Raw genomic sequence first — 25,665 nt, forward strand, 5'->3', positions numbered from 1 at the left:
CCGCTTTTGCGGGAGGAAGCTAGTCTTCGCCCTTCGCATGACACGCCGCGCGGTGCGGTGCATGCTGAGGGGGAAATTGACATGGACTGGATGACACTGCCGCTGAAACGCTATGCCGAATTCAGCGGGCGCTCCCGGCGCCGGGAATACTGGATGTTCGTGCTTTTCATCATCGCGGTGTCGGTCGGCATCGGGATCGTGGAGGCCATTCTCGGGCTCAGCGCGACCATCGGCGATGCCTACGGACCGATCTCGCTGCTGTTCCTGCTCGCGATCTTCATCCCGTCGCTGGCGGTACAGGTCCGCCGTTTCCACGACCAGGGGCGCAGCGGCTGGTTCGTCCTGCTGAACTTCATCCCGTTTATCGGCACGCTGATCGTGCTGGTCTTCATGTGCCTGGACGGCACCGACGGTCCCAACGAATACGGACCCGATCCGAAGGCCTCGCTGCCGGGTTAAAGCGCGCGCAGCGCCTGGGCAGGCTTGGCCCTGAGAAGTGGCAGGGAGCCGAGGATGGCGAACCCGATCACGAGGGCGAGGCCTGCCCCCAACACGGCGAGGACGACGCCCCAGTCGGGCAGCCAGTCGAATTCGAACAGCTGGGTGACGACCAGCCATGCCAGAGCGCTGCCGATGGCCAGCGCGACCCCGGCCAGCACCAGCGCCAGCAGGGCGTATTCGAGGAACTGCATCCACAGGATTTGCCCGCGGCTCGCGCCCAGCACGCGCATGACCACGGTATCGTAGGTGCGCGCGGCCCGGGCGGCGGCAATCGCGCCCAGCAGCACGGCAAGGCCCGCAAGCACGGCGACGGAGGCTGCGGCTAGCGTGGCGAGGCCGACCTGCCCCAGTATCTCCCGCGCCTGCACCAGCACCTGGCCGACCTCGATCACGGAACTGGAGGGGAAGGTCTGGACCAGACCGCGCAGCAGCGGCCCGGTATCGCCGGTATTGGGCAGCTCTATGGTCGCGGCAAGGTTGTGCGGTGCATCCTCCAGCGCATTGGGGCTGAAGACGAGCACGTAGTTGAAGCCCATGCTTTCCCAGTCGATCCGGCGCAGATTGGCAACGCGCGCGCTGCGCTCCACGCCCAGCAGGGCGACGGTGATTGTGTCGCCCACCTGCAGGTCGATGGCCGCGGCGAATTCCTCGTCGACGCTGACCTGCGGCTCACCCTGCCACATCGGGCCCCACCACTCGCCTTCGACGATGGTGTTTCCGGGGGGCACGTTCTCGGCATAGGTCAGGCCGCGCTCCCCGCGCAGGGCCCATGCACCGTCGGGAATTTCCTCCAGGTCCGCCACCCGCGTCAGGTCGCCTTCCGGACCGTAAGCCGTGACGGAGCCGCGCAGGGCGGGGACGGTGCGGATAACGGCGTCCTCGTCTTCCGCCCGGACCAAGGACCGGAAATCCTCCGCCTGGTCACGCGGGATGTCGAGCACGAAGTAGTCGGGCGCCTCGGCCGGGACGCGGCTCCGGATATTGCCGTCGATGGCGGTCTGGATCGCGGCCAGCAGCACGAAGGCGGACAGGCCGAAGCCGAGCGCGGTCACCAGCGCGCCGGTCGATGTGCCGGGGCGGTGCAGATTGGCCAGCGCATTGCGCAGCAGCGGGTCCGCCGGACGCGGCACGGCTCGCGCGATGTGGCGTATGGCCATGCCCAGCCCTGCCAGCAGCAACAGCATGGCCGCCGCCCCGGCCAGGAAACCGCCGGCCAGCAGCGGATCGTTCGATGTGACGAGCGCCAGCACGACGATAGCGAAGAGCCCTCCGCCGACCCATTTCAGTGCCGTGCGGTCGCGTGTCAGCGGGGACGTGCGGGCGCGCATCAGCGCCATCGCCGGAAAACGGCGGGCGCGCAGGATCGGCGTCGCGGCAAAAACCAGCGCGACCAGCAGGCCGTATGCGCTCGCCAGCAACAGCGCGCCGGGTTCGAAAACGAAGCCGCCCTCGACCGGCAGGAGGTCTTGCAGTGCCATGCCCAGCAGGGGCGTGATGGCGAGACCGGCGGCCAGTCCGGCAAGGCTGCCGACCACGGCGGCGAGCCCGATCTGGAGGCCGTAAATGCGGGTGATGTCCCTGCTCGTCGCGCCCAGCACTTTCAGCGTGGCGATGCTGCTACGGCGCGCCTCGAGATAGGAGGACACGCCGCCGCCGATGCCGATCCCGGCAATGACCAGCGCGGCTAGGCCCACCAGCGTCAGGAATTCGCCCATCCGGTCGACGAAGCGGTCCGCGCCGGGGCTGGCGCGGTCGCGGTCGCGGAAGTCGAAACCGGCAAGCGGAAACGCGTCGGTCAGTTCCTCCTCCACCGCCTCGGGATCGCGCGAGGGGTCGGTGAAGGCGATGCGCGTCTTGCTCTGGTACATGGCGCCCGGCTGCAGCAGGCCCGCATCCTGCGGCACACCCTCGGCCACGATGATGGTCGGGCCGAGCTGGAAGCCTTCGCTCAACTTGTCCGGCTCGGTATCGATCACGCCGCCGGCGCGCAGGGTCGCCGTGCCGACGCGGAACGTGTCGCCTACGGCGATGTCCAGCCGGTCCATCGCGCCCTGGCCGAGCCACGCCTCCCCGGCGGGCGGGGCACCGACCGTGCGCCCGTCCTGCAGCGTCAGCGCGCCGTAGAGCGGATATTTGCCGTCCACCGCCTTCAGCCCGACAGGGGCAGTGTTCTCGCCATTGCGGGCCACCACCTGCAGGCGGGTGCCGGTCGACAATTCGCCATAGCGGGCGAGCGCCGCGAATTCCTCTGCATTGGGGGAGCGCTGCCAGATCTCGACTTCCAGATCGCCGCCGAGCAGTTCCTGCCCGCGATTTTCCAGCTCGCGGTCGATGGCCCCCGTCAGCGTGCCGATGGCAGCGAGCGCCCCGGTGCCCAGGAACAGGCAGACGAGCAGGAGGCGCAGGCCCTTGAACCGCAGGTTCAGCTCTCGCCGCGCCAGCGTCCAGGCCGCGGTCCATGACAAACCGCCCGCCGCGGCGTGGTCGCTCATGCGGCGGTCCCGTTGTCGGCAGTGTCGGTGGCAATGCGGCCATCGGCCAGCGTGATGATCCGGTCGCAGCGTTCGGCCAGTGCCGGATCGTGGGTGATGATGACCAGCGTCGCGCCTGTCTGTGCGCGGCGGTCGAACAGGACGTCGACGATTTCGGCGCCTGTCGCCGCGTCGAGATTGCCGGTCGGTTCGTCGGCGAAGATCAGTTCCGGGCGCGGCGCGATGGCGCGGGCGATGGCGACGCGCTGCTGTTCCCCGCCCGAAAGCTGGGTCGGATAATGGTCGAGCCGGTGGCCAAGGCCCACGGCCGTCAATTCGTCCCGTGCACGGTCACGCACGCCGGTCATCGAAGCCAGTTCCATCGGGGTGGCGACGTTCTCGGTCGCGGTCATGGTCGGCAGCAGGTGAAACGCCTGAAGCACTATGCCGATACGGCCCCTGCGGGCCTGCGCCAGGCCGTCCTCGTCCATGGCGGCGAAATCCGCGCCTGCCACGGTGAGGGAGCCGGACGTGGCGCGTTCCAGCCCCGACAGCACCGCCATCAGCGAGCTCTTGCCCGAACCAGACGGGCCGAGCAGTGCCAGCACCTCGCCCGGCGCAACATCGAGATCGACACCTTTCAGGATCTCGACGGGCTGGCGGTCCTGTCCCAGCGTCAGGGTCAGGTTGCGGGCGGATATGGCGGCGCCGCGCACGGCGTCTGTTTCGGGGGTAGTGGTCACCCGTGTGCAGTGGCATAAGGGCGGCCATGGAACAACCTAGCCCTAGTGCCGCTCGGCCTGCCGCCATCCGCTCTTCATCGAAAATCCTCGCTCCGCTCGCTGTCCTCGCATCGCTCGCGCTGGTCTCGTGCGGGGAAGAAGCCGCGGTGACGGAGCCGGCTCCTGTACAGACAGGTGCCAGCGAGACCGTGACCGAGGTGCCGGTCGCGGGCGCACAGCGCGACATCCTCGCTTTCGGGGACAGCCTGTTTGCCGGCTACAACGTGCCGAAGGACGATAGCTATCCGGCGAAGCTGGAGGCGGCCCTTCGCGCGGCGGGCGTCAACGCGCGGGTCGTGAATGCGGGCGTGTCGGGCGATACCAGCGCAGCCGGTCGCCAGCGGTTCGAATTCACGCTCGACGCGCAGGAAGAGGCGCCCGACCTCCTGATCCTGGAGCTGGGCGGAAACGACCTGCTGCGCGGCATCGATCCGGCGCAGACACGGGCGAACCTCGCCGCGATGATCGAGACGGCGCAGGCGCGCGGCATCGACGTGCTGCTGATGGGGATGCAGGCGCCGCCCAATGTGGGGCCGGAATTCCAGGCCGAATTCAGCGGCCTCTATACCTCGCTGGCAGAGGAATACGGCGTGGCCGTGATCCCGAACTGGGTGGAGGACGTGGCGTCGAAACCGGAACTGATCCAGTCCGACCGTATCCACCCGACGGTCGAGGGGATCGAGGTGCTCGTGGAAAGCACGCGCGAAGCGGTCGAGGCAGCCATTCCCGACGCCTGACGGATCGGCGCCCGGTTCTATTCCCGGACCAGTGCGCCGTCGGTGACACGCCAGATCGCAGCTTCTGCCCGGATGCTGCCGAACGGGGCAGCCTCCGTCCCGGTCAGCCACGCCTGCGACCCGCCGGCGCGAAGCCGGTCGAACAGCGCATCGCGGCGCAGGGGATCGAGATGCGCCGCGACTTCGTCCAGCAGCAGGACCCCGGCGCGTCCCGCCGCGGCAAGCTCTGCATGGGCGAGCACGATGGCGATCAGCATCGCCTTCTGCTCTCCGGTCGAGCACAGGGCTGCGGGCTGTCCCTTCGCGGCCATGTGAACCAGCAATTCGTCACGGTGCGGGCCTGTCAGCGTGCGCGCCGCCCTGCGGTCGCGCTGGCGGGTGGAACGCAGCGCCTCGGCCAGCTCGTGTTCGGCTAACGGCCCTGCGGCCTCCAGCGCGAGGAGGGGCACCGCGAACGGGCCGCCCGCCTGCATTTCCAGCGCTTCGCCCAGCGCGCCGACCAGCCGGGCACGGCCCTGCGCCAGCAGCGCGCCATGCTGTGCCAGTTGCGCCTCGATGCCGTCGAGCCATGCGGGTTCGGGTTCGCGCTCGTCCGAGAGCAGGCGGTTGCGCTCGCGCAAGGCCGCTTCGTAGCGGCTAGCAGCCCGCGCGTGGGAAGGATCGAGAGCGGTCGCCAGCCGGTCCATGAAGCGGCGTCGCTCGCCTGCGCTGGCCGTAAACAGCCCGTCCATCGCCGGGGTCAGCCACGACACGGCCAGCCATTCGCCCAGCGCGATCGCGCTTGCCTCCGCCCCGTTGATCCGAACCCGGCGCCGCCCGGGGCGCATCGGTGCGGTGGAGGTCTGCAAATGGACATTCTCGCCGCCATCCGCAGGTGAGAGCAGGGCGGAAAGGGCAAAGCCGCCCGCGCCCGATGCCCGGGCAATCTCGCCAAGCGGGGCACGCCGAAGCCCCCGGCCCGGCGCAAGCAGCGACAGCGCCTCCAGCACATTGGTCTTGCCCGCCCCGTTCTCGCCCACCAGCAGGTTGAATCGCGCGGTCCCTTCCAGCGCGGAAGCGGCGTGATTGCGGAAATCGGAAAGGGCGATGCGGGCGATGGCCATGGGTGGCAGCGGTCCTACCTGCGGGGGGCGGGGAAGGCCACTGAAAGCAGCTCCGGCGGTGTGCCGGGAACGACTATGTCAAATGTTGGTGATTTTTCCCAACCTTTCGGATTGATGAACGGCTGTTCAGTAGGCTGCGAGCCGAAAAACCCCGGAAATCTCCCGTTTTTCAAAACTGGCACACCTGATGCAAAACTCTGGGCAACCCGGCGAGAAGGTCTCTCCGGGAGCCAAGAGAAAGGAAATACCATGACCATCTTCAACCCGAACCGTGCCGCAGCCGCTGTCTTCTCGCTCGCCATCTCGGCCATGTTCTTCGCCAGTGCGATCGTCCCGGGCAGCCCCGCAGTCTTCGCCTGATCCCCGCAAACCCGAATACAAGGAACGACCCCATGAAATTCTTTTCCAACTGGAGCTCGCAGGTAATCGCCGGCCTCGGCTCGCTCGCAGTCAGCGGTGTCCTGATGGCCTACGCCATCGTCCCCGCCTCGCCCTCCATCGTCCCGGTGATGGCATGAGCAGGATCGAGCGTAGCGAACGTGGCGAGCGCAGGGATGGCCCCATCATCGGCGCGGACAAGAGCTTCAGGCTCGACCGCCGGGATGCGAAACTGGCCGGAGTGTGCGGCGGCATTGCCAACTATTTCGATGTCGATGCCTTCTGGATCCGCCTGGGCTTCGTCGCAGGAACCATCATCGGCTTCGGATCGCTGGTCCTGGTCTATATCGCGATCGCCCTGATCGCGGACTGAAGCGCGGCAAAACAGCAGCTGACCCGGTTTCTGGGCAGCCGCGCCTCACAATGAAACGAAACCGGGAGGGGCCGCTTGGCCCCTCTCTTTTTGCCCGGCGCAAATAGCCAGGCCCGGCCTATATCGGCCAAAGGCCGACAGCGAGCGACCGCTCGCCGGCCGACAGGCCGCCCCTCGGCAGGCGAATGCGAAGCATTCTGCCCCGAGAGCAGACAAACGATCACATCGCGCTGATGCCGCCGTCCAGCTTCAGCTCTGCGCCGGTCATGAAACGGCTTTCGTCGCTGGCGAGATATAGCACCGCATTGGCGATATCGTTGGGTTCGCCGACGAATTTCAGCGGGATCTGCCGCGCCAGCTTTTCCATCAGCACATCCTTGTCGATCTTGTGGTTCTTCGCCGTCCCGTCCAGGATCGGTGTGTCGACGAAGGTCGGATGGACCGAGTTGCAGCGGATCTGCATGTTGTTCTTCGCGCAGTGGAGCGCGATCGACTTCGACAGCATCCACACCGCCGCTTTCGACGAATTGTAGGCCGGCATGGTGTCGCTGGCGATCAGCCCGGCAATGCTGGAAATGTTGACGATACTGCCCGGCGCGTGTTCGCGCATCAGGGGCAGGGCCTTCTGGCAGCCGTGGAAGATGGAATCGACATTGATGGAAAAACACCGCTTCCAGTCGTCGAAATCGCACGTCTCGATATTGCCGGCGACACCGATCCCGGCATTGTTCACCAGCACGTTCAGCCCGCCCAGGTTTTCGCGCGCGGCATCCACCGCGGCTTCCCATTCGGCCGGATCGGTTACATCGTGACGGATGGCGAAAGCCGTGCCTTCGCCCAGCGCATCGTTGATGCGCGCAGCCGTGTCGGATGCCCCGTCGCCATTGATATCGGTGCACAGGACCCGCGCGCCTTCCTGCGCCAGCAGCATCGAATGCGCTGCCCCCAGTCCCTGCGCCGCCCCTGTCACGAGGGCCAGTTTGCCCGCCACGCGGCCGTTCGTGCTCGCTGCCATGATTCTCTCTCCGCTAGTTGTTTTCGGATGCCGCGCTAGACGATTGCGCCCTGCGTGCCCAGCAGCATCGCGATCCGTACGTCGATGGCGACACCCGCCTCGCGTTTTGCGGCTACGAAAGCTTCCAATCGGTCCAGCGGTACGCGGTGGACGGCGATGTCCTCGCCCTCGACCCCGCCGCCGTCCGACACTTTTTGCAGGCCCCCTGCGCGCATCAGGCTGAAGCTTTCCGACACCATGCCGGGGCTGGAATAGAACTCGCCCAGCAATTCCATCGTGCCTGCGCGGTATCCGGTTTCCTCTTCCAGTTCACGGCGGGCGGCATCTTCCGGGCTCTCGCCTTCTCCGCCGTCCTCGTCGCCGATCAGTCCGGCGGGGATTTCGAGGCAGAAGCGCGACAGCGGCACGCGGTATTGCTCTACCAACAGGACGTGGCGTCCGTCTTCCGCATCGTCCACCGCCACGATGGCGGCGGCGCGGATGCCGCGCGCGCGTCCGGCATATTCCCACCGGCCCCGCGTCTTGGCAGTAATGAACCTGCCCGCCCAGGCGACCGTTTCCGGCTTGTCCGCATCCGCATCGCGGGAAGGCTGTCCGGGCGCGCTCAAAGCTCGATCAGCCGGTCGGGCAATTCGTTCTGGTCATCCTCCGCACGCGGGAAATGCCGGGACAGCACTTCGCCGACATCGCGGATCCCCGCGGCAAGCCCGTCCGCGATCCGGCCTTCGCGGATTTCGGACAGCATGTCGGACATGGCTTCGCCCCACACATCGGCCGACACCAGTTCGGCAATCGGTTCGTCGGCGACGATCTCGGCGCGGTGCTCCTTCATCGAAAGATACAGCAGCACGCCGGTGCGGCCATGGGTCCGCCGCTCCGCCCCGACCTTGAAATGGCGGACTGCAGCCGCGTGGACGCGCGACGTCTTCACCGGGGCGGGCAGGGCGAGGAAGGTCAGCCGGTCCCATGACAGGACCAGCCAGCTTGCGATAAAGGTCAGCAGTCCCAGGCCGATGGTCATGCTCGCCAGTTCCCCGGTCGTCCATTCGTGCATCCAGCCGCCGATCAGCCGGTCCCACATGTCCATGAAGGGCGCGGGGAAGAGCGCGAAGACGCTCATCGCGGTGAAGGCCAGCGCGACCGCGTAAAGCAGGATGACCTCGGAATAGCCGTCGCTGCGGTCGGCCAGTACGGTCACGATTTCGCCCGACGTCGTCAGCTCTGCCGCGGCGACCGCTGCGGTGACTTTCTCGTGTTCCTGCTTGCTCAGATACGCCATTTACCAACCACCACTGGCGCCGCCGCCGCCAAAGCTGCCGCCGCCGCCGGAAAAGCCGCCGAAGCCGCCCCCTCCGCCGAAACCGCCGCCGCCCCAGCCGCCGCCATCCCCGTCGATACCGCGCGCAATCGCCTTGCCCGCTTCCCACAGGATGATGTCGCCGACGACCCCCCGTCCGCCGCGATAGCGCCTGCTGCGCCCGCCGCGCCCGAACATCGGCAGGACGAAGAAAAAGAAGATGAAGCCCAGCCAGATGATCGTCCCGATGGGAAAACCGCCTTCGCGCTGGCGCGCCTGGTCGGCCTGCCGCGCGACCTGCACCGCTTCGTCGGCGGGCAATTCCAGCTGCGAGGCGATCGCTTCGGTTCCGGCGATGATGCCGCCGGGAAAATCGCCGTCTCTAAATCGCGGGAGGATGTCGTTCTGAATGATGACGGAGGACAGGGCATCGGTCATGATGCCTTCGAGGCCGTAGCCGACCTCGATCCGCACCTTGCGCTCGCTGGGGGCGACGAGCAACAGTGCACCGTCATTGCGCTCTGCGTCCCCGATACCCCATGCGCGGCCGAGCTGGTAGCCGTAATTGGCGATATCGTCGCCGCCCAGACTTGGCACGGTCGCCACGACAAGCTGCCGCTGCGACTGCGCCTCCAGCTGCGCCAGCCGCTGCGTCAGCGCCGCCTCCTGAGCGTCGGGAATGATGTTCGCCGCATCGACGACGCGGCCCGTCAGCTCGGGAAAGTCCTGGGCCTGGACGGGCACGCCGACAGCAGCGGCGAACAGCACCGCGAGGAAGAGAAGGTGCCGTATCACCGCCGGATCAATTACCGTCGGTCATGTCGATCGTCGGCGCGATTTCGGCGCCTTCGCTGGCAGCTTCGTAAGGCACCAGCGGTTCTGCGCCATGGATCAGGTTCGCGCCGATCGTGTCGGGGAAGGTGCGGATGGTGGTGTTATAGTTGCGCACCGCTTCGTTGTAGTCGCGGATGGCGACGGCGATGCGGTTCTCCGTGCCTTCCAGCTGGCTCTGCAGCGCAAGGAAGTTCTGGCTGGAGGTGATCTGCGGATAGGCTTCGAAGCTGGCGAGAAGGCGGCCGAGACCGGCACCGAGCTGGCCCTGCGCCTGCTGGAACTGCGCCATGGCCTCGGGATTGTCCAGCTGGTCGGCATCGATATTTACGCTGGTTGCGCGGGCGCGGGCCTCGGTCACTTCGGTCAGGATGCCGCGCTCGTTCTCGGCAGCGCCCTGCGCGACCTCGACGAGGTTGGGAATGAGGTTCGCCCGGCGCTGGAACTGCGCTTCCACATCGGCCCATTTCGCCTTCGCATTCTCTTCCGCGGTCGGCACCGAGTTGATGCCGCACGAAGCCAGGCTGGCAGCGGCCAGGCCGAGGAGGACGGTGTTGCGCATTCTGGCAAGGGGGCGGGTCGAAGTCATGTCGCTGGGGTTCCTCTGGACTGGCGCGGCGGCGCACATTGCGATCTGTATTGCCTAGATAGCACACCCGCGCCCGCTCGCAAGCTTGCGCGGCGAGAATCCCGCGACTAAAGCGCGCTATCTTTTGTTAAGCATAAGGGGGACGACCATGCTGACGGAATTCAAGGAATTCATTGCCAAGGGCAATGTGATGGAGCTGGCCGTTGCGGTCATCATCGCGGGCGCCTTTGCCACCATCGTGGCATCGCTGACCGACGACCTGATCATGCCGGTCGTGGGCTGGATTTTCGGCGGGATGGATTTCTCGCAATATTTCATCCTGCTGAGCACCCCCGAAGGATACGAAGGCTCCACCGCCGACTACGCCGCGCTGAAGGAAGCCGGCGCTGCCATGATCGGTTACGGCGCCTTCATCACCGCGATCATCAACTTCGTGATCCTGGCGTTCATCATCTTCCTGATGGTGCGCTACGTGAACAAGGTGAAGGCACGTCTGGAAGAGCCCAAGGCCGAGGAAGAGGCCGCGGCCGGCCCGACCGAGATCGAACTGCTGCAGGAAATCCGCGACGCCCTGAAGAGCGGCGCGCCCGGCGCCCCGAAGAACGGCCCGATGGGCTAAGCCCGCTACCTTCCATTCCTGCACTTCACATTAAGCCGGCACTCCCTATATGGGGCGTGTCGGCTTTTTGCCGTCTATGGCGATAAACTACGCTGTGTAATAGACACAACGGACCCGGGGGCAGTACCCGGCGGCTCCACCAAAAGGCCCGGTTTTCGCGGGTTTCCTGATGGGGCCGAACCAGGATCGACGTGTGTTGAAAGGCAGTGTTTTCACCCGGGCTGAGTAACCCGTAATAGGCTCAAACACACAAGTGCCAACGACAACGAAGCACTCGCAATCGCTGCGTAACCTGACGGCCTAGCGGCCTGATCTTACAAAGCTAAAGCGCGGTTGGACCCACCGGGCAACAGAAGCGGATTCCGGGGCTCCGGGGGTAGCTAGCAACAGAAACCCCCACCTTTCCGTCGATGGGAATGAGCCAGTCTCTCCCATGGAACGATGGTCTTCACCCCGCCGACCAAAAGCGCGGTGGCCTAGCAAAAGAAGCACCCAGCTTTCGCGTCGCTATTTCTCGGACAGTCGCGCGTGTTCCTTCGCCTCGCGCTCGTAACGCAGGGCATCGAGGATCTTCGCGCCGCCGAGGAATACCGCGCCAGCCGTGGCCGCCATCAGGAGGTAACCGCCGATGCCCGGATATTGCAGGGTGTAGAGCGAGCCGCGCGTCATCGCGCCAAGCGCCAGGGCGAAGATGATCAGATACGCCTCGAAACGTGTCTTGATGACAAACAGGCGGCTGATCTTCTTAAGCATTTAGCGCAGGCTCCTTAACCTTTTGCCCTGCAAGGCCTGCGCCAGTGGCGCGGACCTGCGCAGTCCAGTGGTTAACACAGGCGGCGAGTGTAAGGTTCACCGACACGCTGGCAAGCGCGTTAACCCTGAAAATTCCGGCGCTACCGTGAGTTGGCAGCGCCCGTCTGCTTCGATAACTCAGCGCAGCGCGGAAAGGTCCAGCGCATCCAGCAGCGCCGAACGCGCCGCGCGAACGGACGACGCCAGGGCATCGCTGCCGATATCGGCGGGGTCGATCTGTTCGGGCCAGTTCTTCGCGATGACCGTCTCCAGCAGGTCCGCCTTCGCCTCGTCCAGCAGGAAACGGGGATCGACCGTCGCAGGGTCGGCGACGACACGAAGACGCAGGCAGGCAGGGCCGCCGCCATTGGCCATGGACTGACGCACATCGACCGGGATGACCTGCCGGATGGGTCCGTTGCCGGCGATCATCTGCTCGCAGAACCGCCAGACATCGGGGCTTTCGCGGCATTCCTCCGGCACGACCAGTGCCATCTCGCCAGTCGGCAGGGTCAATAGCTGGGCGTTGAACAGATAGGTACGGATCGCTTCTGCCATGCTGACCGCTTCGGTGGGCACCTCAACGACCTCCAGAGCCGGGAACGCGGCGCGGATTGCATCATAGGCGCCTTGCTGGTCGGCAAAGGCCTCGGCGTGGGTGAAGAGCACCCGCTCGTTCGCCACGGCCACGACGTCGTTGTGAAACGCGCCTGCCTCGATCGCGGCGGGGTTCTGCTCGATGAAAACGCATGTCCTGGGGTCGAGGCCGTGGAGCCGGGCGACGGCGCGGCTGGCCTGTTCGTGCTGGCGCGCGGGGAAACGGCCGCCGGGGCGCCCGTACACGAACACCTCGACACCCGGGCTCCCGTGTCCTTCGCAGAAACGCATGTGGTTCGCCGCGCCCTCGTCGCCGAAGCTGGGCGGCACGGCGTCGTGCACCGCGAAGTGGTCGCTATTTCCGAACGCGATGTCCAGTTGCGCCTTCGTGTCGCGCCATTCCTGCCCGCGGTGGAGCATGGTGACGAGATTGGCCGGGGTCAGGTGGCAGCGCCCGTCGGCGGTATCGGGGGCCGGGCTGACGGTGGCGGCATTGGCGGTCCACATCGAACTGGCCGACCATGCGGCCGCGCGAAGCTGCGGGGGCGTGCCTTCGTCCGCACCGATGCGGCGCAGGAGATCGTCATTGGGGCGGGGCAGGGGCAGCAGGAAACCCTGGGAGAGGCCCCGGCCCATATTGCCGCGCATCTTGGCGACGCCCTGCAGCGCCGCGGCGCGGGGATAGGACGGATCGCCACCGTGACTGGCGCTGGCGATATTGCCGAGGCTGAGCCCGGCGTAATTGTGGCTCGGCCCGACCAGCCCGTCGAAATTGATCTCTGTCAGGCGCGTGCTGTCGGTGCTCATCGCACGGTGCTCCACACGGTATCGCCCACATTCGCGCCCAGCGTCAGAAGGGCCTGGTCGTCGATCGATATGGCGTCGCCATCCAGCTTGCGCACGGCGTAGCAGGACCGGAAATCCTCCAGCCGCCCGGTGGCGACGATCGCTTTCTCGCCGCCTTCGCACGGCTGCGCGGAGATTTCGGCCTGCACCGCGTCCTTCACGCTCACCACGTCGTCGGTCCGCGCCAGCATGGTCGGCCCGCCATCGAAAATGTCGACATAGCCTTCATAGGCGAAGCCTTCCTTCTCCAGCATCCGCATCGCGGCGCGCCCCGTGGGGTGGGGCAGGCCGATCACCTCGCGCGCATCGTCGTCCAGCATGGCGACATAGACCGGGTGCTTGGGCATCAGGTCGGCGATGAACTGGTTGCCGTTGATCGCGTTGAAATAGTCCGCTTCTTGGAACGTCATCCCGAAGAACCGCCCGGCAACCCCGTCCCAGAAGGGGGACCCGCCCCGGTCGTCGATGATGCCGCGCAGCTCTGCCAGCACGCGGTCGGCGAACCTTTCGCGGTGCATCCGTATAAACAGATAACGGCTGCGGGCGAGCAGTAGGCCGAGGCCGCCGGCCCTCTCGTTCGGGTGGAGGAACAGGCCGCCGACTTCGCTCGACCCTTCGAGGTCGGTCGACAGGCTCAGCATTTCGGCCCGGACCGTGCGGTCCAGTTCCTGCGAATACTGGGTCAGCGTGTTGAGGCGGTAGGAATAGAACGGCCATTGCTGGCCCACTTTCGTCATCAGCTGGCAAGTGCCCCGCACCGCGCCGGTTTCGGTATTTTCCAGCACCAGCACGAATGTCTCGTCGACCAGCTCGGTGCCGGTATTGGCGAAGGCCTTCGCGCTCGTCTCCAGCTTATCGCCCAGCGCGTCGCGGTCGGGCGGCAGATTGGTGAAGCCACCGCCCGTCAGCTTGGCCATTTCATACAGGTGTTCCAGATCGTCGGGGCGACTGGCGCGCAGGCGAAAACTCAAATCGCTTCTCCGGTAGCGAGGCGGTGGAGGACCAGGGTCGATAGCTGGGCGCGCTCTTTCAGCGAAGGCGCGATCATGAATTCGTCCGGCGAGTGGATCTTGCCGCCGCGCACGCCCATCGTATCCACCACGGGGACGCCGGTGGCGGCGATGTTGTTGCCGTCGCACACGCCGCCGGTCGATTGCCAGTCGATGTCCTGACCAAGCTGCGCGCCGCAATCGCGCACGATGTCGAACAGTTTCTGTGCGCGTCGGCCCACCGGCTTGGGCGGGCGGGTGATGCCGCCATGGACGTGGATGTCCACCTCCTGCGACTGGCGAACTTCGCCCAGCAAGACATTCATTTCGCCGGTGAACCAGTCGGCGGCGGCGGGTTCCCTGGGCCGGATGTTAAAGCGCAGGACGGCATGGTCGGGTACGACATTGTTCGCCGCGCCGCCCTCGATTTTCGCCGGGTTCACGCTGATGTCGTCGCGCTGCAATTCCTTGAGTCGCACCGCCAGCGTGGCGGCGGCGACGATGGCATTGCGCCCGTCGCGCGGATTGCGTCCGGCATGGGCGCTCCTGCCCGTGACGGTCAGCGCGTAATTCCCGCTACCGCCGCGTGCATGGGCCAGCGTGCCTTCCGGCGTGGCGGCCGGTTCGTAGGTCAGGGCGGCGTATTTCCCCTTCGCCAGCCGCTCGATCAGCGGGGCGGAGGAGAGCGAGCCTGTTTCCTCGTCCGCGTTGATCATCACATCGTAGCCGACGTCCTGCCACTCGCTCAGCCCCTCCAGCGCGATGAGCGCGTGGAGCATGACCGCGATCCCGCCTTTCATGTCCGCCGTGCCGGGGCCGTTCAGGGTCTCGTCGTCCAGCCAGGTCAGCGCCTGGAACGGGTGGTCGGCGGGGAAGACGGTGTCCATGTGTCCGGTCAGGATAAACCGCCGCGCCGCATCGGGGCGCACGGAGCAGACGAGGTGCTTGCCGTATTCGACCTCGTATTCCCTGCCGCCGGCATCCACCTGCGTGACGGGGGCGGGCTCTTCCAGCGTGATCTCGCCCGGCAATACGGAGAACGCATCCGCCAGTTCGCCTGCCATCTCGCGCAAGCCATCCAGATTGCCTGTGCCGGAATTGATCGCCGCCCAGCGTTCCACCTGCGCCAGCATGGCGGCGCCGTCGATGGACTGGGTGGCGGTGGCGAGCGGACCTTCGATCGGTTTCATCCGCAACCGCTTAGCGGCAGGGCGGCAGCTATCCAACCCGTTGCAAATGGAGCGCAGCTATCGCATAGGCGCACACGTCCTCCCCAGACATCTGCAATCGCCGTTATTCTGTGTGAGGAATCTCTTGTCCCAATATGTCGTTAAAAACCGCCTGAAGGTCGATTCCGCGCTGGCCGCTTTCATCGAAAGCGAAGTCCTGCCGCCCATCGGGATGGAAGCCGATGCGTTCTGGCGGGGCTTTACCGGGCTGGTCGAAACCTTCGCGCCGCGTAACGCCGACCTGCTGGCGAAGCGGGACAATCTGCAATGGCAGCTGGACGACTGGCACCGCGAACGCCGGGGCAAGCCGCATGACGTGGACGCCTATCGCGCGTTCCTGGAAGAGATCGGCTATCTCGTCCCGGAGCCGGGCGACTTCACGGTCGATCCGAAGAACGTCGATCCGGAAATCGCGCGCATGGCCGGGCCGCAGCTGGTGGTCCCGGTCCTCAATGCGCGCTTCCTTCTTAACGCCGCCAATGCCCGCTGGGGGAGCCTGTACGATGCATTCTACGGCACCGACGCGCTGGACGCGCCGCCGGCGAAACCGGGCGGCTACGACCCGGTTCGCGGCGACGCGGTGATCGCCGAGGCAAAGCGTTTCATGGACGAAGCCGTGCCGCTGGCGGATGGCAAGAGCTGGGCCGACCTTGAAAACGTGGAGGCTGGCGGCATTCCGCTGGCCGATCCGTCGCAATATGTCGGGCGGAACGACAAGGCCGCTTTGTTCAAGCACAACGGCCTGCATATCGAGGTCGTGTTCGATCCCGATCATCCGGTCGGCAAGACCGATCCTGCCGGCATCGCGGACATCAATCTCGAAGCGGCGCTGACCTCGATCGTCGACCTGGAAGATTCGGTCGCGGCGGTCGACGCCGAGGACAAGCTGCTGGCCTATGGCAACTGGCTGGGCGTCATTCGCGGCGACCTGACCGAAAGCTTCGACAAGGGTGGCAGGACCATGACCCGCGAACTGGCGGGCAACCGGACCTATACCGACAGCGAGGGACAGGAATTCACGCTGCCGGGCCGCAGCCTGCTGTTCGTGCGCAATGTCGGTCACCTGATGACCAATCCGGCCATCCTGCTGGAAAACGGCGAGGAAATTCCCGAAGGCATCATGGACGCGGTGCTGACCAGCGCCATCTCCACCCAGGACGTGCGCGGCCTGACGAAATACGGCAACAGCCGCGAAGGCAGCATCTACATCGTGAAACCCAAGATGCACGGGCCGGAAGAATGCGCTTTCACCAATGACCTGTTCGACGCGGTGGAGGACATGCTGGGCCTCGACCGCCACACGATCAAGGTCGGCGTGATGGACGAGGAACGCCGCACCAGCGCCAATCTGGGTGCCTGCATCCATGCGGTGAAGGACCGCATCGTGTTCATCAACACCGGCTTCCTCGACCGCACCGGGGACGAGATCCACACCTCGATGCAGGCCGGCCCCATGATGCGAAAGGGCGCGATGAAGGACAGCGCCTGGCTGAAGGCCTACGAGGCGCGCAATGTCGCCATCGGCCTCAGGCACGGCCTGTCGGGCCGCGCGCAGATCGGCAAGGGGATGTGGCCCGCGCCCGACCTCATGGGCAAGATGATGCTGGAGAAGATCGGCCACCTGAAGGCCGGCGCGAACACCGCATGGGTCCCTTCGCCGACCGCTGCGACCCTGCACGCGATCCACTATCACCGCGAAGACGTGTTCGGCGTACAGAAGGGTCTGGGCGAGGTGCCCGGCCTCGAGCCGCTGCTGACGATCCCGCTGGCCGACGGTGCGAACTGGTCGGAAGACGAGGTGCGCGAGGAACTGGACAACAATGCGCAAGGCCTGCTCGGCTACGTCGTGCGCTGGATCGATGCAGGCGTGGGCTGTTCGAAAGTGCCGGACATCAACGATGTCGGCCTGATGGAAGACCGCGCCACGCTGCGTATTTCCAGCCAGCACATGGCCAACTGGCTGATGCATGGCATCGCCACCGAAGACCAGGTGATGGACAGCCTGAAGCGCATGGCGGCCAAGGTCGACGAGCAGAATGCAGGCGATCCCGATTACGAGCCGATGGCCGGCAACTGGGACAGCAGCATCGCCTTCGAGGCAGCCTGCGACCTCGTGTTCAAGGGCGCGGAACAGCCCAGCGGTTATACCGAACCGCTGCTGCACAAATGGAGGCTGGCGAAAAAAGCCGCCGGCTGATTTCGGCCAAGGGGCAGGGCGGGGACCGGAGGGCGCGCGCTAGATCAGCGCGTTGTTCTCCACCGCCTTGGTCGCGGCCGCGCCGTGCTCTGCCTGCAGCTTCAGTTTCTGCAGCGCGCTTTGGGTCGACGTTGCCATCATGGCGGTTTCGTGCCGGTATTCGCGCTTGCCGAGGCCGGGGCGCAGCTCGACCGTATTGGTCAGCGTCAGGCGGCAGGCAGCCTCGTTCAGCGGTTCCAGCTCGTAAACCTCGTTCGACCGGACGAGATTGGGCAGCGCGGGCTCGATGATGCAGTCGAATTCGTAACGCCGGGCGGGCCTCGCCTCGCGCACATCGAACACGAAGGTGAGGTCCGGAAGCGTCTCCATGACCATTTGGAACCGGCCCGTGCCGATTTCCCGCACATCGTAGCCGAGCGCGCGCTTGGCGTTCCGGGGATCGGCAAAGTCGAGCAGGGCGTAGACGTCTTCGCACGGCTTCTCGATCTCGACCTCGCCGATATAGCGAACCGGTTCCTGCGGGCGCGGGGCAGACTTGAACAATCCGAACATATTTCCCTCCGCCAGCCTGCCTAGCGGGGAGGAATTGCCGAACCCTTTAAAAATATCTCCCACGTATTGAACCGGCTGGCGGGTGCCTGCGACCTGTGTGTGCGACCCGAACCTGCCAGCAATGGCAGGAACCTCGAGAGGGGTCGGAGGCGTCTTCGGACCCTCCGGCCCCCCTTTTTTGCCTGAGGTTCGCCCGCGGCGGATCAGGACAGGACGCGTGCGAGAGCGACGAATTCGTCGACCGACAGGGTTTCCGCGCGGCGCGTTTCCTCGATGCCGACGCTGCCCAGTGCCGCGACCGCGCCTGGCACGGATTTCAAACTCTGGCGCAGCATCTTGCGCCTTTGCCCGAAGGCGGCCTCCGTCAGCCGCTCCAGCATCCGGGCGGAGACGCCGCTAGGCATTGCTGCGGGCGTTACGTGCACGATGGCGCTCATGACCTTGGGCGGCGGGGTGAAGGCGCTGCGATGCACCTTCATGGGCAGCGAAGCGGCGCTGCGCCACTGCGCCAGCACCGCCAGCCGTCCGAAGGCGGACGTACCGGGCCGCGCAACGATGCGCTGGGCGACTTCCTGCTGGAACATCAGGGTGAGCGAGGTCCACAGGGGCGGCCAGTCTTCGCCGCCCAGCCACCGGACGAACAGGGCCGTGCCGACATTGTACGGCAGGTTGGCCACCACCGCATGGGGCTCCTGCATCAGTTCGCGGTGATCGATCTTCATCGCATCGCCCTGGATCACGGTCAGCTGGCCGGGAAAGGCGGCTTCCAGTTCGGCAAGGGCGGGCAGGCAGCGGCGGTCCATCTCGATCGCGGTCACGCGGGCCCCAGCCCGTAGCAGGGCGCGGGTCAGGCCGCCGGGGCCAGGTCCGATTTCCAGCACGGCGCGGCCCTGCAGGTCGTCGGGCAGCGCCGCGATCCGGTCCAGCAATTGCTCGTCGAACAGGAAGTTCTGGCCCAGCGCCTTCGATGCGGAAAGGCCGTGGCGCGCGATGACCTCGCGTAGAGGAGGGAGGTCAGCCATCGGCCCCGCCTGCGTCCAGCCTGCGGGCCGCGATCTCGCCTGCCATGACCAGCGCGGCGAGCGTTGCGCCCGGATCCGCCTGGCCCGTGCCCGCAATGTCGAACGCCGTGCCGTGATCGGGGCTGGTGCGCACGATGGACAGACCCAGCGTCACGTTGACGCCCTGATCGAAATCGAGCGCCTTGACCGGGATCAGCGCCTGGTCGTGATACATGCACAGCGCCGCATCGAAGCCTGCTCGGCTGCGCGGGGCGAACAGGGCATCGGCCGGGTGCGGCCCGCTCGCCTCCACGCCTTGCGCGCGCAGAGCCTCGATGGCGGGGGCGATGATCTCGATCTCCTCGCGCCCGAATGCACCGCCTTCTCCCGCATGGGGGTTCAGGCCGGTGACGGCGAGGCGGGGGCGCTGGATACCGTAATCGCGCCGCAGGGCATCGGCGACGATCCGTCCGCGCCGCACGATAAGGTCTACCGACAGGCGGGACGGAACGTCTGCCAGGGCGCAATGGACGGTCAGCGGCACCGCCTTGAGCGAGGGACCGGCCAGCATCATGACCGAGGCACCGGGCGGCAGGTCGCAGGCAGCGGCGAGAAATTCGGTCTGCCCGGGATGGGCAAAGCCGATGGCGGCCAGCTGCGCCTTCGCCACCGGCAGGGTTACTATCCCCGAAGCCTTGTCTTCATAGGCCAGCCTTGCCGCGTCCTGCAGCGATGCGAGGGCCAGCAGTGCCCCGTCGTCACCAGGCGCGCCGGGGGTATAGGGGCCATCCGCCTGGCCCAGGACCGGCAAGGCATGGCCGAACACCGCGCCGGCGTCGGCGGGAGCGGCAATTCGTTCGAGGGGCGTATCCAGCCCGAGACGTTCGCTGGCAGCACGCAGCACTCCGGCCCCGTGCATGGCGAAGAAAGGCGGGAGGGGCTGCGCGGCGCCGCGTCCCTCCCGTGCATGCCAGGCAAGGACGGCCAGTTCCGGACCGATACCGGCCGGATCGCCGATCGACAGGGCGAGCGGCAGCGCGGGTTTCGGCGAGGCGGGGGCAACCATGGTCACAAGGTCGCCCCCGCCAGCACGGCCGAACTCAGTTGTACTGGATGTAGGCGTCGTTGCGCAGGTCGCGCAGGAAACGCTGGGCGCGCTTGCTGACGCGGTCTTCGGTCAGCTGCGCCATCATCTCGTCACGGCTGGGACCGCTGGTGTCCTGCGGATCGTCGCGGCCGCACAGGAGCAGGACGCGCACCCCGTCCTGCACCGAGCCGAACGGCGGCGTGGCCTGTCCGACCTGCAGGTTCAGGATCGTAGCCTGCAGCGCCTCGGGCAGGGCGCGGGCGCGCAGGTCGTTGGAGACGACATCGGCATTCACCGTCGCCGCCGCCCGTTCCGCATCGCCGCAGCCGCGGATGGATTCGACCATGTTGCCGAATTCGGTCACGCGGGCATCGGCCTGCGCCTGCGACATTCCTTCGGGGAAGGTGATGGCGATCTGCTTCAGGCTGAGGACAGCGTCGCGCGGGTCGGCGGTCAGCACCTGCTTCTTGTCGATCAGGTAGAGGATGGAATAGCCGCCGGGCACCGAAATCGGGCCGATCAGCTGGCCGGGCTGCATTTCCTGCGCCACGGTCGAGAGTTCTGCCGGAAGCTGGCCGAGCCGCACGAAGCCCAGGTCGCCGCCCACGGCAGCGGTCGAGGCCTCGGAGAACTGGCGAGCATAGGCGACGAAACTGCCGCCGGCGCGCAGCTGTTCCATGATGCGGACACCGTTCTCTTCCACCGCGGCTGCCGTTTCCGGCGTTGCCGACAGGTAGATTTCGCCGAGCCGGTATTCCGCCGTGCCGCGCGAAGCTTCCAGCCGGGCCATCATGTCCTCGACCTCTTCGTCGGAGACGTTGATGAACGGCTGGACGTTGCGGCGCAGCAGGCGCGACCAGGCAATCTCCGCCTCGATCTGGCGCTTGAGCGAATTGACGGAGGAGCCCACGCCGGCAAGATATTCGTCCATCTTGGCGATGTCGGTGCCGAAGTTCTGGGCGGCGACACGCTGGTACTGGGCATCGACCTCTGCCGCTGCGACGGGCATTTCCTGCGCTTCTGCGGCCTGGATCTGCAGCGTCTCGTCGATCAGGTTGCGAAGGACCTGCATCTTCAGCTGGCCCAGATCCTCGTCGCTCAGCTGTACGTCGCTGCCATTGGCTGCCAGCGTCAGCGCCACGCGGTGATCGACATCGGTGCCGGTGATGACATCGCCGTTCACGCGCGCGGTAGCGCGCCGCATGTTGGGATTGGTCTCGCCCAGGAGCTGGATATTGTCCGGCAGGTTCAGGGGGTTCGCTGCCGGGGCCGCGCCCGTTGCCTGTGCCTGCGCGGCGATCGGCGCTGCGACGAGGCCGAAGGCTGCGCCGGTCATGGCTGCCGCGGAAAGGAAGCTGGAAAGTCTGGTGGTCATGTATCGTCCGAATGATGCGACCTGCGCCTGCAGGCCTTACCGTGATGCGACAACTGCCCGGAAGCGGCTGAACCTTGTCTGAGCGGCGACCTGTTAGCGCACCGCGCCCGCGCTGCCAACAACCGCGGCCCCGGCAGCTGTGCACGCCTGTTCCGCTTCGATGCAGGCGGGCTGCAAGGTGTTAGCGGAAGCCCAGATTGCGGAGCGAGAAATAGACCTGGAAGGTGTTGCCGCGTTCCGCATCGCCCTGGTCGGTGAAATCGCGCCGCCAGGTCAGTCCCATCTCCAGGCAGTCGTCCTGATAGGCGACGCCCAGCCTCGTGCGCAGCGGCTGAAACCCGTCCGACGACAGGGTGGGGTCTTCTTCCCGGTCGGTCAGGTTGAAGATGCCCGAACCGAAGACGGACCAGTAATCGGCAAAGGCGATGCGGGCGGCGGCGCGCAGTTCCTCGCGGTCCTGCAGGTCTTCCAGCCCGAATTCGCTGATGTCGCGGTCGAGCCTGAGATAGCCCAGCTCCACATAGGTACGGCGGCTGCCGATGGTGGTGTCGATCTCGTTCCGGCGGACGGCCAGATTGTCCTTGTCCAGCCGGAAACGGTGGGTGAACGACACGAAATCCTTGTAGCGTACTTCGGTGCGGCCGACGAAATCCGACACGCGTTCGGACAGGCCGGTGCCATCGACCAGGATGTCGCGGTCCGTGTCGAGGCGGTAGGACTGGCCCACCGTCGTCTTCACCCGCCAGCCGGGGCGGTTCAGCTGCCAGTCGAGGCCGTAGGTGATGCGTACCCCGTCCTCGATCCGGTCGTATCCCGGAAAGCGATTGAGCGCGAAGAGGTTGGAATCCTCCAGGTCGATGGCGCGCGCATCCTCGTTCGGCACGGCCAGGTTCTTGATCCCCGGGCTGGCGACGACCTGGACCCGCGGTGTCAGGACCTGCGTGCCGCCGAGCAATTCGCCGGCAAAGGGCCATTTCACGTCCACTGCGGCGAGGCCGATGCCGCGCGTCTGGAAACCCGGATCGCCGCGATAGAGGACGGACGGCGTCAGCGCGTTCTCGTCCGAATGATAGACATCGCCCCGCGCCAGCGCGCTGAACTGCACCACCTGTCCCATCTGAGTGATGCGGCGAAGGTCCCACTGCGCGCGGACGAAGGCGCGCTGCGTGTCCTGCCCTTCGTCGCGGAAGATGGCGAGCGAGTTGGCTTGGACCTCCACCTGTCCGCCCAGCACCGGGTCGCGCAGGCGGCGGCGATAGTCGATCGCCGGCAAGGCCAGCGGGACCTGCCCCTGGTCGCGGCCAAGGATCAGCGTCTGCGCCGAATAGCCGGCCACCAGCAGGTAGCTGTCGGCATCGATCCGCTCCAGCTCGACCAGGGACCGCAACCGGTCGTCCCGGCTGATGTCGTAGCGGCGCAGGAAGGTGCGGTCGCTGGCGACACGCAGCGATCCCGTCAGGCTCCAGTTCGGGTCGAACTGCGCCTTGCCATTGGCAAAGACGTAGCCGCGAAAATCGTCTTCCGTGGTGGGCACGCCGGTAAAGTCGGAAATGCGGCTGCTATAGGTGCCGTAGCCGGTGATCTGGAACGCCCCGCGTTCGTTCAGCGCGCGGTATTGCGCGCTGACCATGGGCGCAGCCTCGGTAAAGACGTAACCGCTGATCGTCGCATCCTGGTTCGGTGCGAGCCGGGTATAGTAGCTGCCCGATACCTCCACCCCATTGGATTCGGAGATACGCAGGTCGGGGACGAGGAAGCCGGACACCGGTCCGCCATCGGTACGCACGGCAAGGCCGGGCAGGGGGACGATGCGGCGGCCGAACAGTTCCAGATAGGCGCCGGAGAACCGGACGCGGTCTTCCTGCGGGGAATAGACGACCTCGTCCGCGGTGATGCGCCAGCTGGGCTTGCGGTCGCAACCTTCGGGATCGACCACGGCGCACCCGCTATAGGCCGCACGGGTGAGGACGATGCTGCCATCCTGGCCGCGCTCCCCCTGGACGGCCGCCAGGCGCCCCCCGGCGCGCAGGGCCAGCAGCAGGTCGTCCATCGACCCTGCCTGGAATTCCTCGGTCAGCTCGATCCGGCTGGTGTAGAGCTGGTTGCCGTCCTCGTCGACGAAGCGCACATCGCCCGTGCCGGTGATGCCGCCCGTATTGCGGTTCCAGACCACGCGGTCCGCGCGGACGGAGCGGTCGCCCTCCGACAGCAGCACATCGCCCGTGCCCACGATTTCGCCGGTATCGGGCGTCCATACGACTTCGTCGGCCGTAACCGTGCGCGCGCCGTTTCGCAGGATGACATTGCCGGTGGCGGTGACGCTGTCGTCGTTGGAATTGTAGCGCAGCGTGTCCGCCTCGAACGCGACCTCGTCTTCCGGAACGGGGGGAAGGGCGGGCGGCGCATCCTCGCCGGGCAGGCGGGCGACGACCACGGGTTCGCCCCCTTGCGGAAAGCCCGTTTCCTGCTCGCCGGCATAGACCGGGTCGCGGGCATCGGGCACTTCCACAGGCTCGTCAGCGGTGGCCATCCCCGGCGCGGCGCCTTCCTGCGCGGACAGGGGCGCGGCGGGCAGCGCAATCAGGGCGGCAATCGCGCAGCCATGCGGCAGGAATCGCGCGGCGCCATGGGGGCGGCCGAGCGGCAAGCCATGCGCCATGGACGCGGCTTCGGCGCGAGGGGCTTGGTTCGCTTCGCTGCAAGGACGGGTGCGGACGGGGGGCATGGCTTGCCTATCGCACCGTGCCCGCCTAATCGCAATCGGGTTTGAAACCGTGCGTGCCGAAGCGCGTTCAGCAGGGGAAAACCTGCAACATCCCGACGATATTTCCGGAGTATCCATGAACATCACTTTCGCCGACAGCCTTCCTTCCGACATCAGCCTGCTCGCCCGCGTGGTGGAGCATGGCAGCTTGCCCGGCGACCTCGAGCGAACCGTTACCGAAGGCGCGCAGGCCGCGCGGTTCCGGGGCGGAGCCGGGCAGGTCTTCGAAAGCTTCGTGGAACGTGATGGCAAGGTCGTGCGACTGGCGCTGTCCGGCGCGGGCAAGGCGGATGCGGACGACCGCATGGCCAACCTGGAGAAGGCGGGCGCTGCCCTGGCTGCGAAATATTTCGCCAGCGGGGTGGAAACGCTGGTCCTCGACGCCGGCAATTCGCCGCTCGATGCGGCAGGGTTGGGCGCAGTGCTGCTGGGTCTGCGCCTGCGCGCATGGCGGTTCGACGAACATCGCACCACGATGAAGAAGGAACAGCAGCGCAGCCTGATGAATGTCGTGGTGGTGGGCGCGCCCGAAGGCAGCGATGCCGCACTGGCCGATGCCGCCGCCGTGGCGGAAGGGGTCGAGTTCACCCGGATGCTGGTGACCGAACCTGCGAACAAGGTGTATCCCGTCAGCTTCGTGGAGAAGGCGAAGGCCGCGTTCGAAGGCACGGGCGTGGAACTGACCGTGCTCGACGAAGCGGCGATGGACGAACTCGGCATGGGCGCGCTGCTGGGCGTTGGCCGCGGGTCGGAGCGCGAATCGCGCCTGCTCGCGATGCAATGGAACGGCGGCGAGAAAGGTGCGCGCCCGACGGTCTTCGTCGGCAAGGGCGTCACTTTCGACACCGGCGGCATCTCGATGAAGCCTGCCGCAGGCATGGAAGACATGAAGTGGGACATGGGCGGATCGGGCGCCGTCGCAGGCGCGATGCTGGCGCTGGCCAAGCGCAAGGCGAAGGCGAATGTCGTGGGCGTCGTGGGCCTGGTCGAGAACATGCCCGACGGCCGTGCGCAGCTGCCGGGCGATGTCGTTACCTCCATGTCGGGCCAGACGATCGAGGTCATCAATACCGACGCCGAGGGGCGGCTGGTCCTGTGCGACGCGCTTCACTGGGCGCAGGAACAGTACGACCCGGCTGCCATCGTCGACTTCGCCACGCTGACCGGCGCCATGATCATCGCGCTGGGCAGCGAGCATGGCGGCGTCTTTTCCAACGACGACGAACTGGCGGACAAGCTGCAATCGGCAGGCGCTGCCGTGGGCGACAAGCTGTGGCGCTTCCCGCTGACCAGCGAATACGACAAGCTGATCGACAGCCCGATCGCCGACATGAAGAATGTCGGCCCGCGCGGAGCAGGCTCGATCACGGCGGCGCAATTCCTTCAGCGCTTCATCACCGATGACCGCCCGTGGGCGCATTGCGACATTGCCGGCATGGTCTGGGCCGACAAGCCGGGCCGCACCTGGGGCAAGGGTGCAACCGGCTATGGCGCGCGCCTGATCGACCGCTACGTGCGCGACGTTCTGGAAAGCTGATCG

Annotated in this window: 24 protein-coding genes and 1 other RNA gene; 8 read left to right on the forward strand and 17 right to left on the reverse strand. The window is 66.5% G+C overall.

The genetic code is table 11. The features are described 5' to 3' along the window. Positions 1-81 precede the first annotated feature (81 nt). On the forward strand, positions 82-459 hold the full coding sequence (locus ACGHJ7_RS02160) for a DUF805 domain-containing protein (RefSeq protein WP_390474234.1): 378 nt from the start codon (positions 82-84) through the stop codon (positions 457-459). On the opposite strand, the gene ACGHJ7_RS02165 is transcribed toward ACGHJ7_RS02160, so the two are convergent. Beyond that, entirely contained in the window at positions 456-2,993 is a 2,538-nt protein-coding gene (locus ACGHJ7_RS02165) for an ABC transporter permease (protein WP_390474236.1), read from the reverse strand. The two genes, ACGHJ7_RS02160 and ACGHJ7_RS02165, sit on opposite strands and share 4 nt — an antisense overlap. Further along, entirely contained in the window at positions 2,990-3,715 is a 726-nt protein-coding gene (locus ACGHJ7_RS02170; RefSeq protein WP_390474238.1) for an ABC transporter ATP-binding protein, read from the reverse strand. Before ACGHJ7_RS02170 ends, ACGHJ7_RS02165 begins: the two co-directional genes overlap by 4 nt. Positions 3,716-3,741: 26 nt before the next feature. Here ACGHJ7_RS02170 and ACGHJ7_RS02175 point away from each other — a divergent pair, with 26 nt between their 5' ends. Beyond that, entirely contained in the window at positions 3,742-4,491 is a 750-nt protein-coding gene (locus ACGHJ7_RS02175; protein ID WP_390474240.1) for an arylesterase, read from the forward strand. 17 nt (positions 4,492-4,508) lie between these two features. Here ACGHJ7_RS02175 and recF read toward each other — a convergent pair whose 3' ends face one another. After that, on the reverse strand, positions 4,509-5,594 hold the full coding sequence (gene recF / locus ACGHJ7_RS02180; protein WP_390474242.1) for a DNA replication/repair protein RecF: 1,086 nt from the start codon (positions 5,592-5,594) through the stop codon (positions 4,509-4,511). A gap of 392 nt (positions 5,595-5,986) precedes the next feature. Between recF and ACGHJ7_RS02185 the strand changes: the two genes are divergently transcribed. Together ACGHJ7_RS02185 and ACGHJ7_RS02190 are read left to right on the forward strand one after the other, a co-directional pair. Continuing rightward, entirely contained in the window at positions 5,987-6,112 is a 126-nt protein-coding gene (locus ACGHJ7_RS02185; RefSeq protein ID WP_390474244.1) for an enoyl-CoA hydratase, read from the forward strand. Then, positions 6,109-6,345: a PspC domain-containing protein gene (locus ACGHJ7_RS02190; RefSeq protein WP_390474246.1), complete on the forward strand. Its 237-nt coding sequence runs from the start codon at positions 6,109-6,111 to the stop codon at positions 6,343-6,345. Before ACGHJ7_RS02185 ends, ACGHJ7_RS02190 begins: the two co-directional genes overlap by 4 nt. 220 nt (positions 6,346-6,565) lie before the next feature. Here the strand turns inward: ACGHJ7_RS02190 and ACGHJ7_RS02195 are convergent, their stop codons facing one another. From ACGHJ7_RS02195 to ACGHJ7_RS02215, 5 genes are read right to left on the reverse strand one after another with little or no spacing between them, the layout of a single operon-like run. Further along, complete coding sequence (locus tag ACGHJ7_RS02195) at positions 6,566-7,360, reverse strand: SDR family oxidoreductase (RefSeq protein WP_390474248.1); 795 nt, start codon at positions 7,358-7,360, stop codon at positions 6,566-6,568. A 35-nt stretch (positions 7,361-7,395) separates the two neighbouring features. Continuing rightward, on the reverse strand, positions 7,396-7,968 hold the full coding sequence (locus tag ACGHJ7_RS02200) for an NUDIX hydrolase (protein WP_390474250.1): 573 nt from the start codon (positions 7,966-7,968) through the stop codon (positions 7,396-7,398). Next, positions 7,965-8,639 carry a TPM domain-containing protein gene (locus ACGHJ7_RS02205; RefSeq protein ID WP_390474252.1) on the reverse strand — a complete coding sequence of 225 codons (675 nt, stop codon included), beginning with the start codon at positions 8,637-8,639 and terminating at the stop codon, positions 7,965-7,967. The genes ACGHJ7_RS02200 and ACGHJ7_RS02205 overlap by 4 nt, the downstream gene beginning before the upstream one ends. Continuing rightward, positions 8,640-9,452: a TPM domain-containing protein gene (locus ACGHJ7_RS02210; RefSeq protein ID WP_390474254.1), complete on the reverse strand. Its 813-nt coding sequence runs from the start codon at positions 9,450-9,452 to the stop codon at positions 8,640-8,642. It lies immediately after the preceding gene. A gap of 7 nt (positions 9,453-9,459) precedes the next feature. After that, positions 9,460-10,077 carry a LemA family protein gene (locus ACGHJ7_RS02215; protein ID WP_390474256.1) on the reverse strand — a complete coding sequence of 206 codons (618 nt, stop codon included), beginning with the start codon at positions 10,075-10,077 and terminating at the stop codon, positions 9,460-9,462. 148 nt (positions 10,078-10,225) lie between these two features. Between ACGHJ7_RS02215 and mscL the strand changes: the two genes are divergently transcribed. Both mscL and ssrA read left to right on the forward strand, forming a co-directional pair. Next, positions 10,226-10,696 (forward strand): large conductance mechanosensitive channel protein MscL, encoded by a 471-nt coding sequence (gene mscL / locus ACGHJ7_RS02220; RefSeq protein ID WP_390474258.1) that lies wholly within the window; start codon positions 10,226-10,228, stop codon positions 10,694-10,696. Between the two features lie 20 nt (positions 10,697-10,716). Beyond that, positions 10,717-11,061: a transfer-messenger RNA gene (gene ssrA, locus ACGHJ7_RS02225) on the forward strand. A gap of 142 nt (positions 11,062-11,203) precedes the next feature. Here the strand turns inward: ssrA and ACGHJ7_RS02230 are convergent. The 4 genes from ACGHJ7_RS02230 to ACGHJ7_RS02245 all read right to left on the reverse strand — a co-directional run bounded on the left by ACGHJ7_RS02230 (position 11,204) and on the right by ACGHJ7_RS02245 (position 15,110). Continuing rightward, the gene (locus tag ACGHJ7_RS02230) at positions 11,204-11,449 is read right to left on the reverse strand and encodes a hypothetical protein (RefSeq protein ID WP_390474260.1); all 246 of its coding nucleotides are present in this window, start codon (positions 11,447-11,449) and stop codon (positions 11,204-11,206) included. Between the two features lie 177 nt (positions 11,450-11,626). After that, entirely contained in the window at positions 11,627-12,892 is a 1,266-nt protein-coding gene (locus tag ACGHJ7_RS02235; protein ID WP_390474262.1) for an N-succinylarginine dihydrolase, read from the reverse strand. After that, a complete protein-coding gene (locus ACGHJ7_RS02240) occupies positions 12,889-13,902 on the reverse strand; it encodes an arginine N-succinyltransferase (protein ID WP_390474264.1) in 1,014 nt (337 codons plus the stop codon). The genes ACGHJ7_RS02235 and ACGHJ7_RS02240 overlap by 4 nt, the downstream gene beginning before the upstream one ends. Then, complete coding sequence (locus ACGHJ7_RS02245) at positions 13,899-15,110, reverse strand: hydrolase (RefSeq protein WP_390474266.1); 1,212 nt, start codon at positions 15,108-15,110, stop codon at positions 13,899-13,901. Before ACGHJ7_RS02245 ends, ACGHJ7_RS02240 begins: the two co-directional genes overlap by 4 nt. A gap of 124 nt (positions 15,111-15,234) precedes the next feature. Between ACGHJ7_RS02245 and ACGHJ7_RS02250 the strand changes: the two genes are divergently transcribed. Continuing rightward, positions 15,235-17,346, forward strand: a complete 2,112-nt coding sequence (locus ACGHJ7_RS02250; RefSeq protein WP_390474268.1) for a malate synthase G — start codon at positions 15,235-15,237, stop codon at positions 17,344-17,346. A 39-nt stretch (positions 17,347-17,385) separates the two neighbouring features. On the opposite strand, the gene ACGHJ7_RS02255 is transcribed toward ACGHJ7_RS02250, so the two are convergent. The 5 genes from ACGHJ7_RS02255 to ACGHJ7_RS02275 form a co-directional block, all read right to left on the reverse strand. Next, positions 17,386-17,898, reverse strand: coding sequence for an SRPBCC family protein (locus tag ACGHJ7_RS02255; RefSeq protein ID WP_390474269.1), 513 nt, complete (start codon positions 17,896-17,898; stop codon positions 17,386-17,388). Positions 17,899-18,101: 203 nt separating this feature from the next. Next, positions 18,102-18,920: a 16S rRNA (adenine(1518)-N(6)/adenine(1519)-N(6))-dimethyltransferase RsmA gene (gene rsmA, locus ACGHJ7_RS02260; protein ID WP_390474271.1), complete on the reverse strand. Its 819-nt coding sequence runs from the start codon at positions 18,918-18,920 to the stop codon at positions 18,102-18,104. Then, positions 18,913-19,965 carry a 4-hydroxythreonine-4-phosphate dehydrogenase PdxA gene (gene pdxA / locus ACGHJ7_RS02265; protein WP_390474273.1) on the reverse strand — a complete coding sequence of 351 codons (1,053 nt, stop codon included), beginning with the start codon at positions 19,963-19,965 and terminating at the stop codon, positions 18,913-18,915. Before pdxA ends, rsmA begins: the two co-directional genes overlap by 8 nt. A gap of 34 nt (positions 19,966-19,999) precedes the next feature. Then, the gene (locus tag ACGHJ7_RS02270; RefSeq protein WP_390474275.1) at positions 20,000-21,361 is read right to left on the reverse strand and encodes a peptidylprolyl isomerase; all 1,362 of its coding nucleotides are present in this window, start codon (positions 21,359-21,361) and stop codon (positions 20,000-20,002) included. A 181-nt stretch (positions 21,362-21,542) separates the two neighbouring features. Beyond that, complete coding sequence (locus ACGHJ7_RS02275; RefSeq protein WP_390474277.1) at positions 21,543-24,086, reverse strand: LPS-assembly protein LptD; 2,544 nt, start codon at positions 24,084-24,086, stop codon at positions 21,543-21,545. A 115-nt stretch (positions 24,087-24,201) separates the two neighbouring features. On the opposite strand from ACGHJ7_RS02275, the gene ACGHJ7_RS02280 reads away from it, so the two are divergent. Beyond that, positions 24,202-25,662, forward strand: a complete 1,461-nt coding sequence (locus ACGHJ7_RS02280; RefSeq protein ID WP_390474279.1) for a leucyl aminopeptidase — start codon at positions 24,202-24,204, stop codon at positions 25,660-25,662. The last annotated feature ends 3 nt before the right edge of the window (positions 25,663-25,665 follow it).

This window comes from Altererythrobacter sp. MTPC7, from assembly GCF_042851395.1.
GTDB lineage: Bacteria > Pseudomonadota > Alphaproteobacteria > Sphingomonadales > Sphingomonadaceae > CAJXSN01.

What these genes read in the sequence shown, in the direction of transcription:
- ACGHJ7_RS02160 (WP_390474234.1), top strand. Translation starts at nt 82, where the DNA reads ATGGACTGGATGACACTGCCGCTGAAACGCTATGCCGAATTCAGCGGG.
- ACGHJ7_RS02165 (WP_390474236.1), bottom strand. Translation starts at nt 2,993, where the DNA reads ATGAGCGACCACGCCGCGGCGGGCGGTTTGTCATGGACCGCGGCCTGG.
- ACGHJ7_RS02175 (WP_390474240.1), top strand. Translation starts at nt 3,742, where the DNA reads ATGGAACAACCTAGCCCTAGTGCCGCTCGGCCTGCCGCCATCCGCTCT.
- recF (WP_390474242.1), bottom strand. Translation starts at nt 5,594, where the DNA reads ATGGCCATCGCCCGCATCGCCCTTTCCGATTTCCGCAATCACGCCGCT.
- ACGHJ7_RS02185 (WP_390474244.1), top strand. Translation starts at nt 5,987, where the DNA reads ATGAAATTCTTTTCCAACTGGAGCTCGCAGGTAATCGCCGGCCTCGGC.
- ACGHJ7_RS02190 (WP_390474246.1), top strand. Translation starts at nt 6,109, where the DNA reads ATGAGCAGGATCGAGCGTAGCGAACGTGGCGAGCGCAGGGATGGCCCC.
- ACGHJ7_RS02195 (WP_390474248.1), bottom strand. Translation starts at nt 7,360, where the DNA reads ATGGCAGCGAGCACGAACGGCCGCGTGGCGGGCAAACTGGCCCTCGTG.
- ACGHJ7_RS02205 (WP_390474252.1), bottom strand. Translation starts at nt 8,639, where the DNA reads ATGGCGTATCTGAGCAAGCAGGAACACGAGAAAGTCACCGCAGCGGTC.
- ACGHJ7_RS02215 (WP_390474256.1), bottom strand. Translation starts at nt 10,077, where the DNA reads ATGACTTCGACCCGCCCCCTTGCCAGAATGCGCAACACCGTCCTCCTC.
- mscL (WP_390474258.1), top strand. Translation starts at nt 10,226, where the DNA reads ATGCTGACGGAATTCAAGGAATTCATTGCCAAGGGCAATGTGATGGAG.
- ACGHJ7_RS02230 (WP_390474260.1), bottom strand. Translation starts at nt 11,449, where the DNA reads ATGCTTAAGAAGATCAGCCGCCTGTTTGTCATCAAGACACGTTTCGAG.
- ACGHJ7_RS02235 (WP_390474262.1), bottom strand. Translation starts at nt 12,892, where the DNA reads ATGAGCACCGACAGCACGCGCCTGACAGAGATCAATTTCGACGGGCTG.
- ACGHJ7_RS02245 (WP_390474266.1), bottom strand. Translation starts at nt 15,110, where the DNA reads ATGAAACCGATCGAAGGTCCGCTCGCCACCGCCACCCAGTCCATCGAC.
- ACGHJ7_RS02255 (WP_390474269.1), bottom strand. Translation starts at nt 17,898, where the DNA reads ATGTTCGGATTGTTCAAGTCTGCCCCGCGCCCGCAGGAACCGGTTCGC.
- rsmA (WP_390474271.1), bottom strand. Translation starts at nt 18,920, where the DNA reads ATGGCTGACCTCCCTCCTCTACGCGAGGTCATCGCGCGCCACGGCCTT.
- pdxA (WP_390474273.1), bottom strand. Translation starts at nt 19,965, where the DNA reads ATGGTTGCCCCCGCCTCGCCGAAACCCGCGCTGCCGCTCGCCCTGTCG.
- ACGHJ7_RS02270 (WP_390474275.1), bottom strand. Translation starts at nt 21,361, where the DNA reads ATGACCACCAGACTTTCCAGCTTCCTTTCCGCGGCAGCCATGACCGGC.
- ACGHJ7_RS02275 (WP_390474277.1), bottom strand. Translation starts at nt 24,086, where the DNA reads ATGCCCCCCGTCCGCACCCGTCCTTGCAGCGAAGCGAACCAAGCCCCT.
- ACGHJ7_RS02280 (WP_390474279.1), top strand. Translation starts at nt 24,202, where the DNA reads ATGAACATCACTTTCGCCGACAGCCTTCCTTCCGACATCAGCCTGCTC.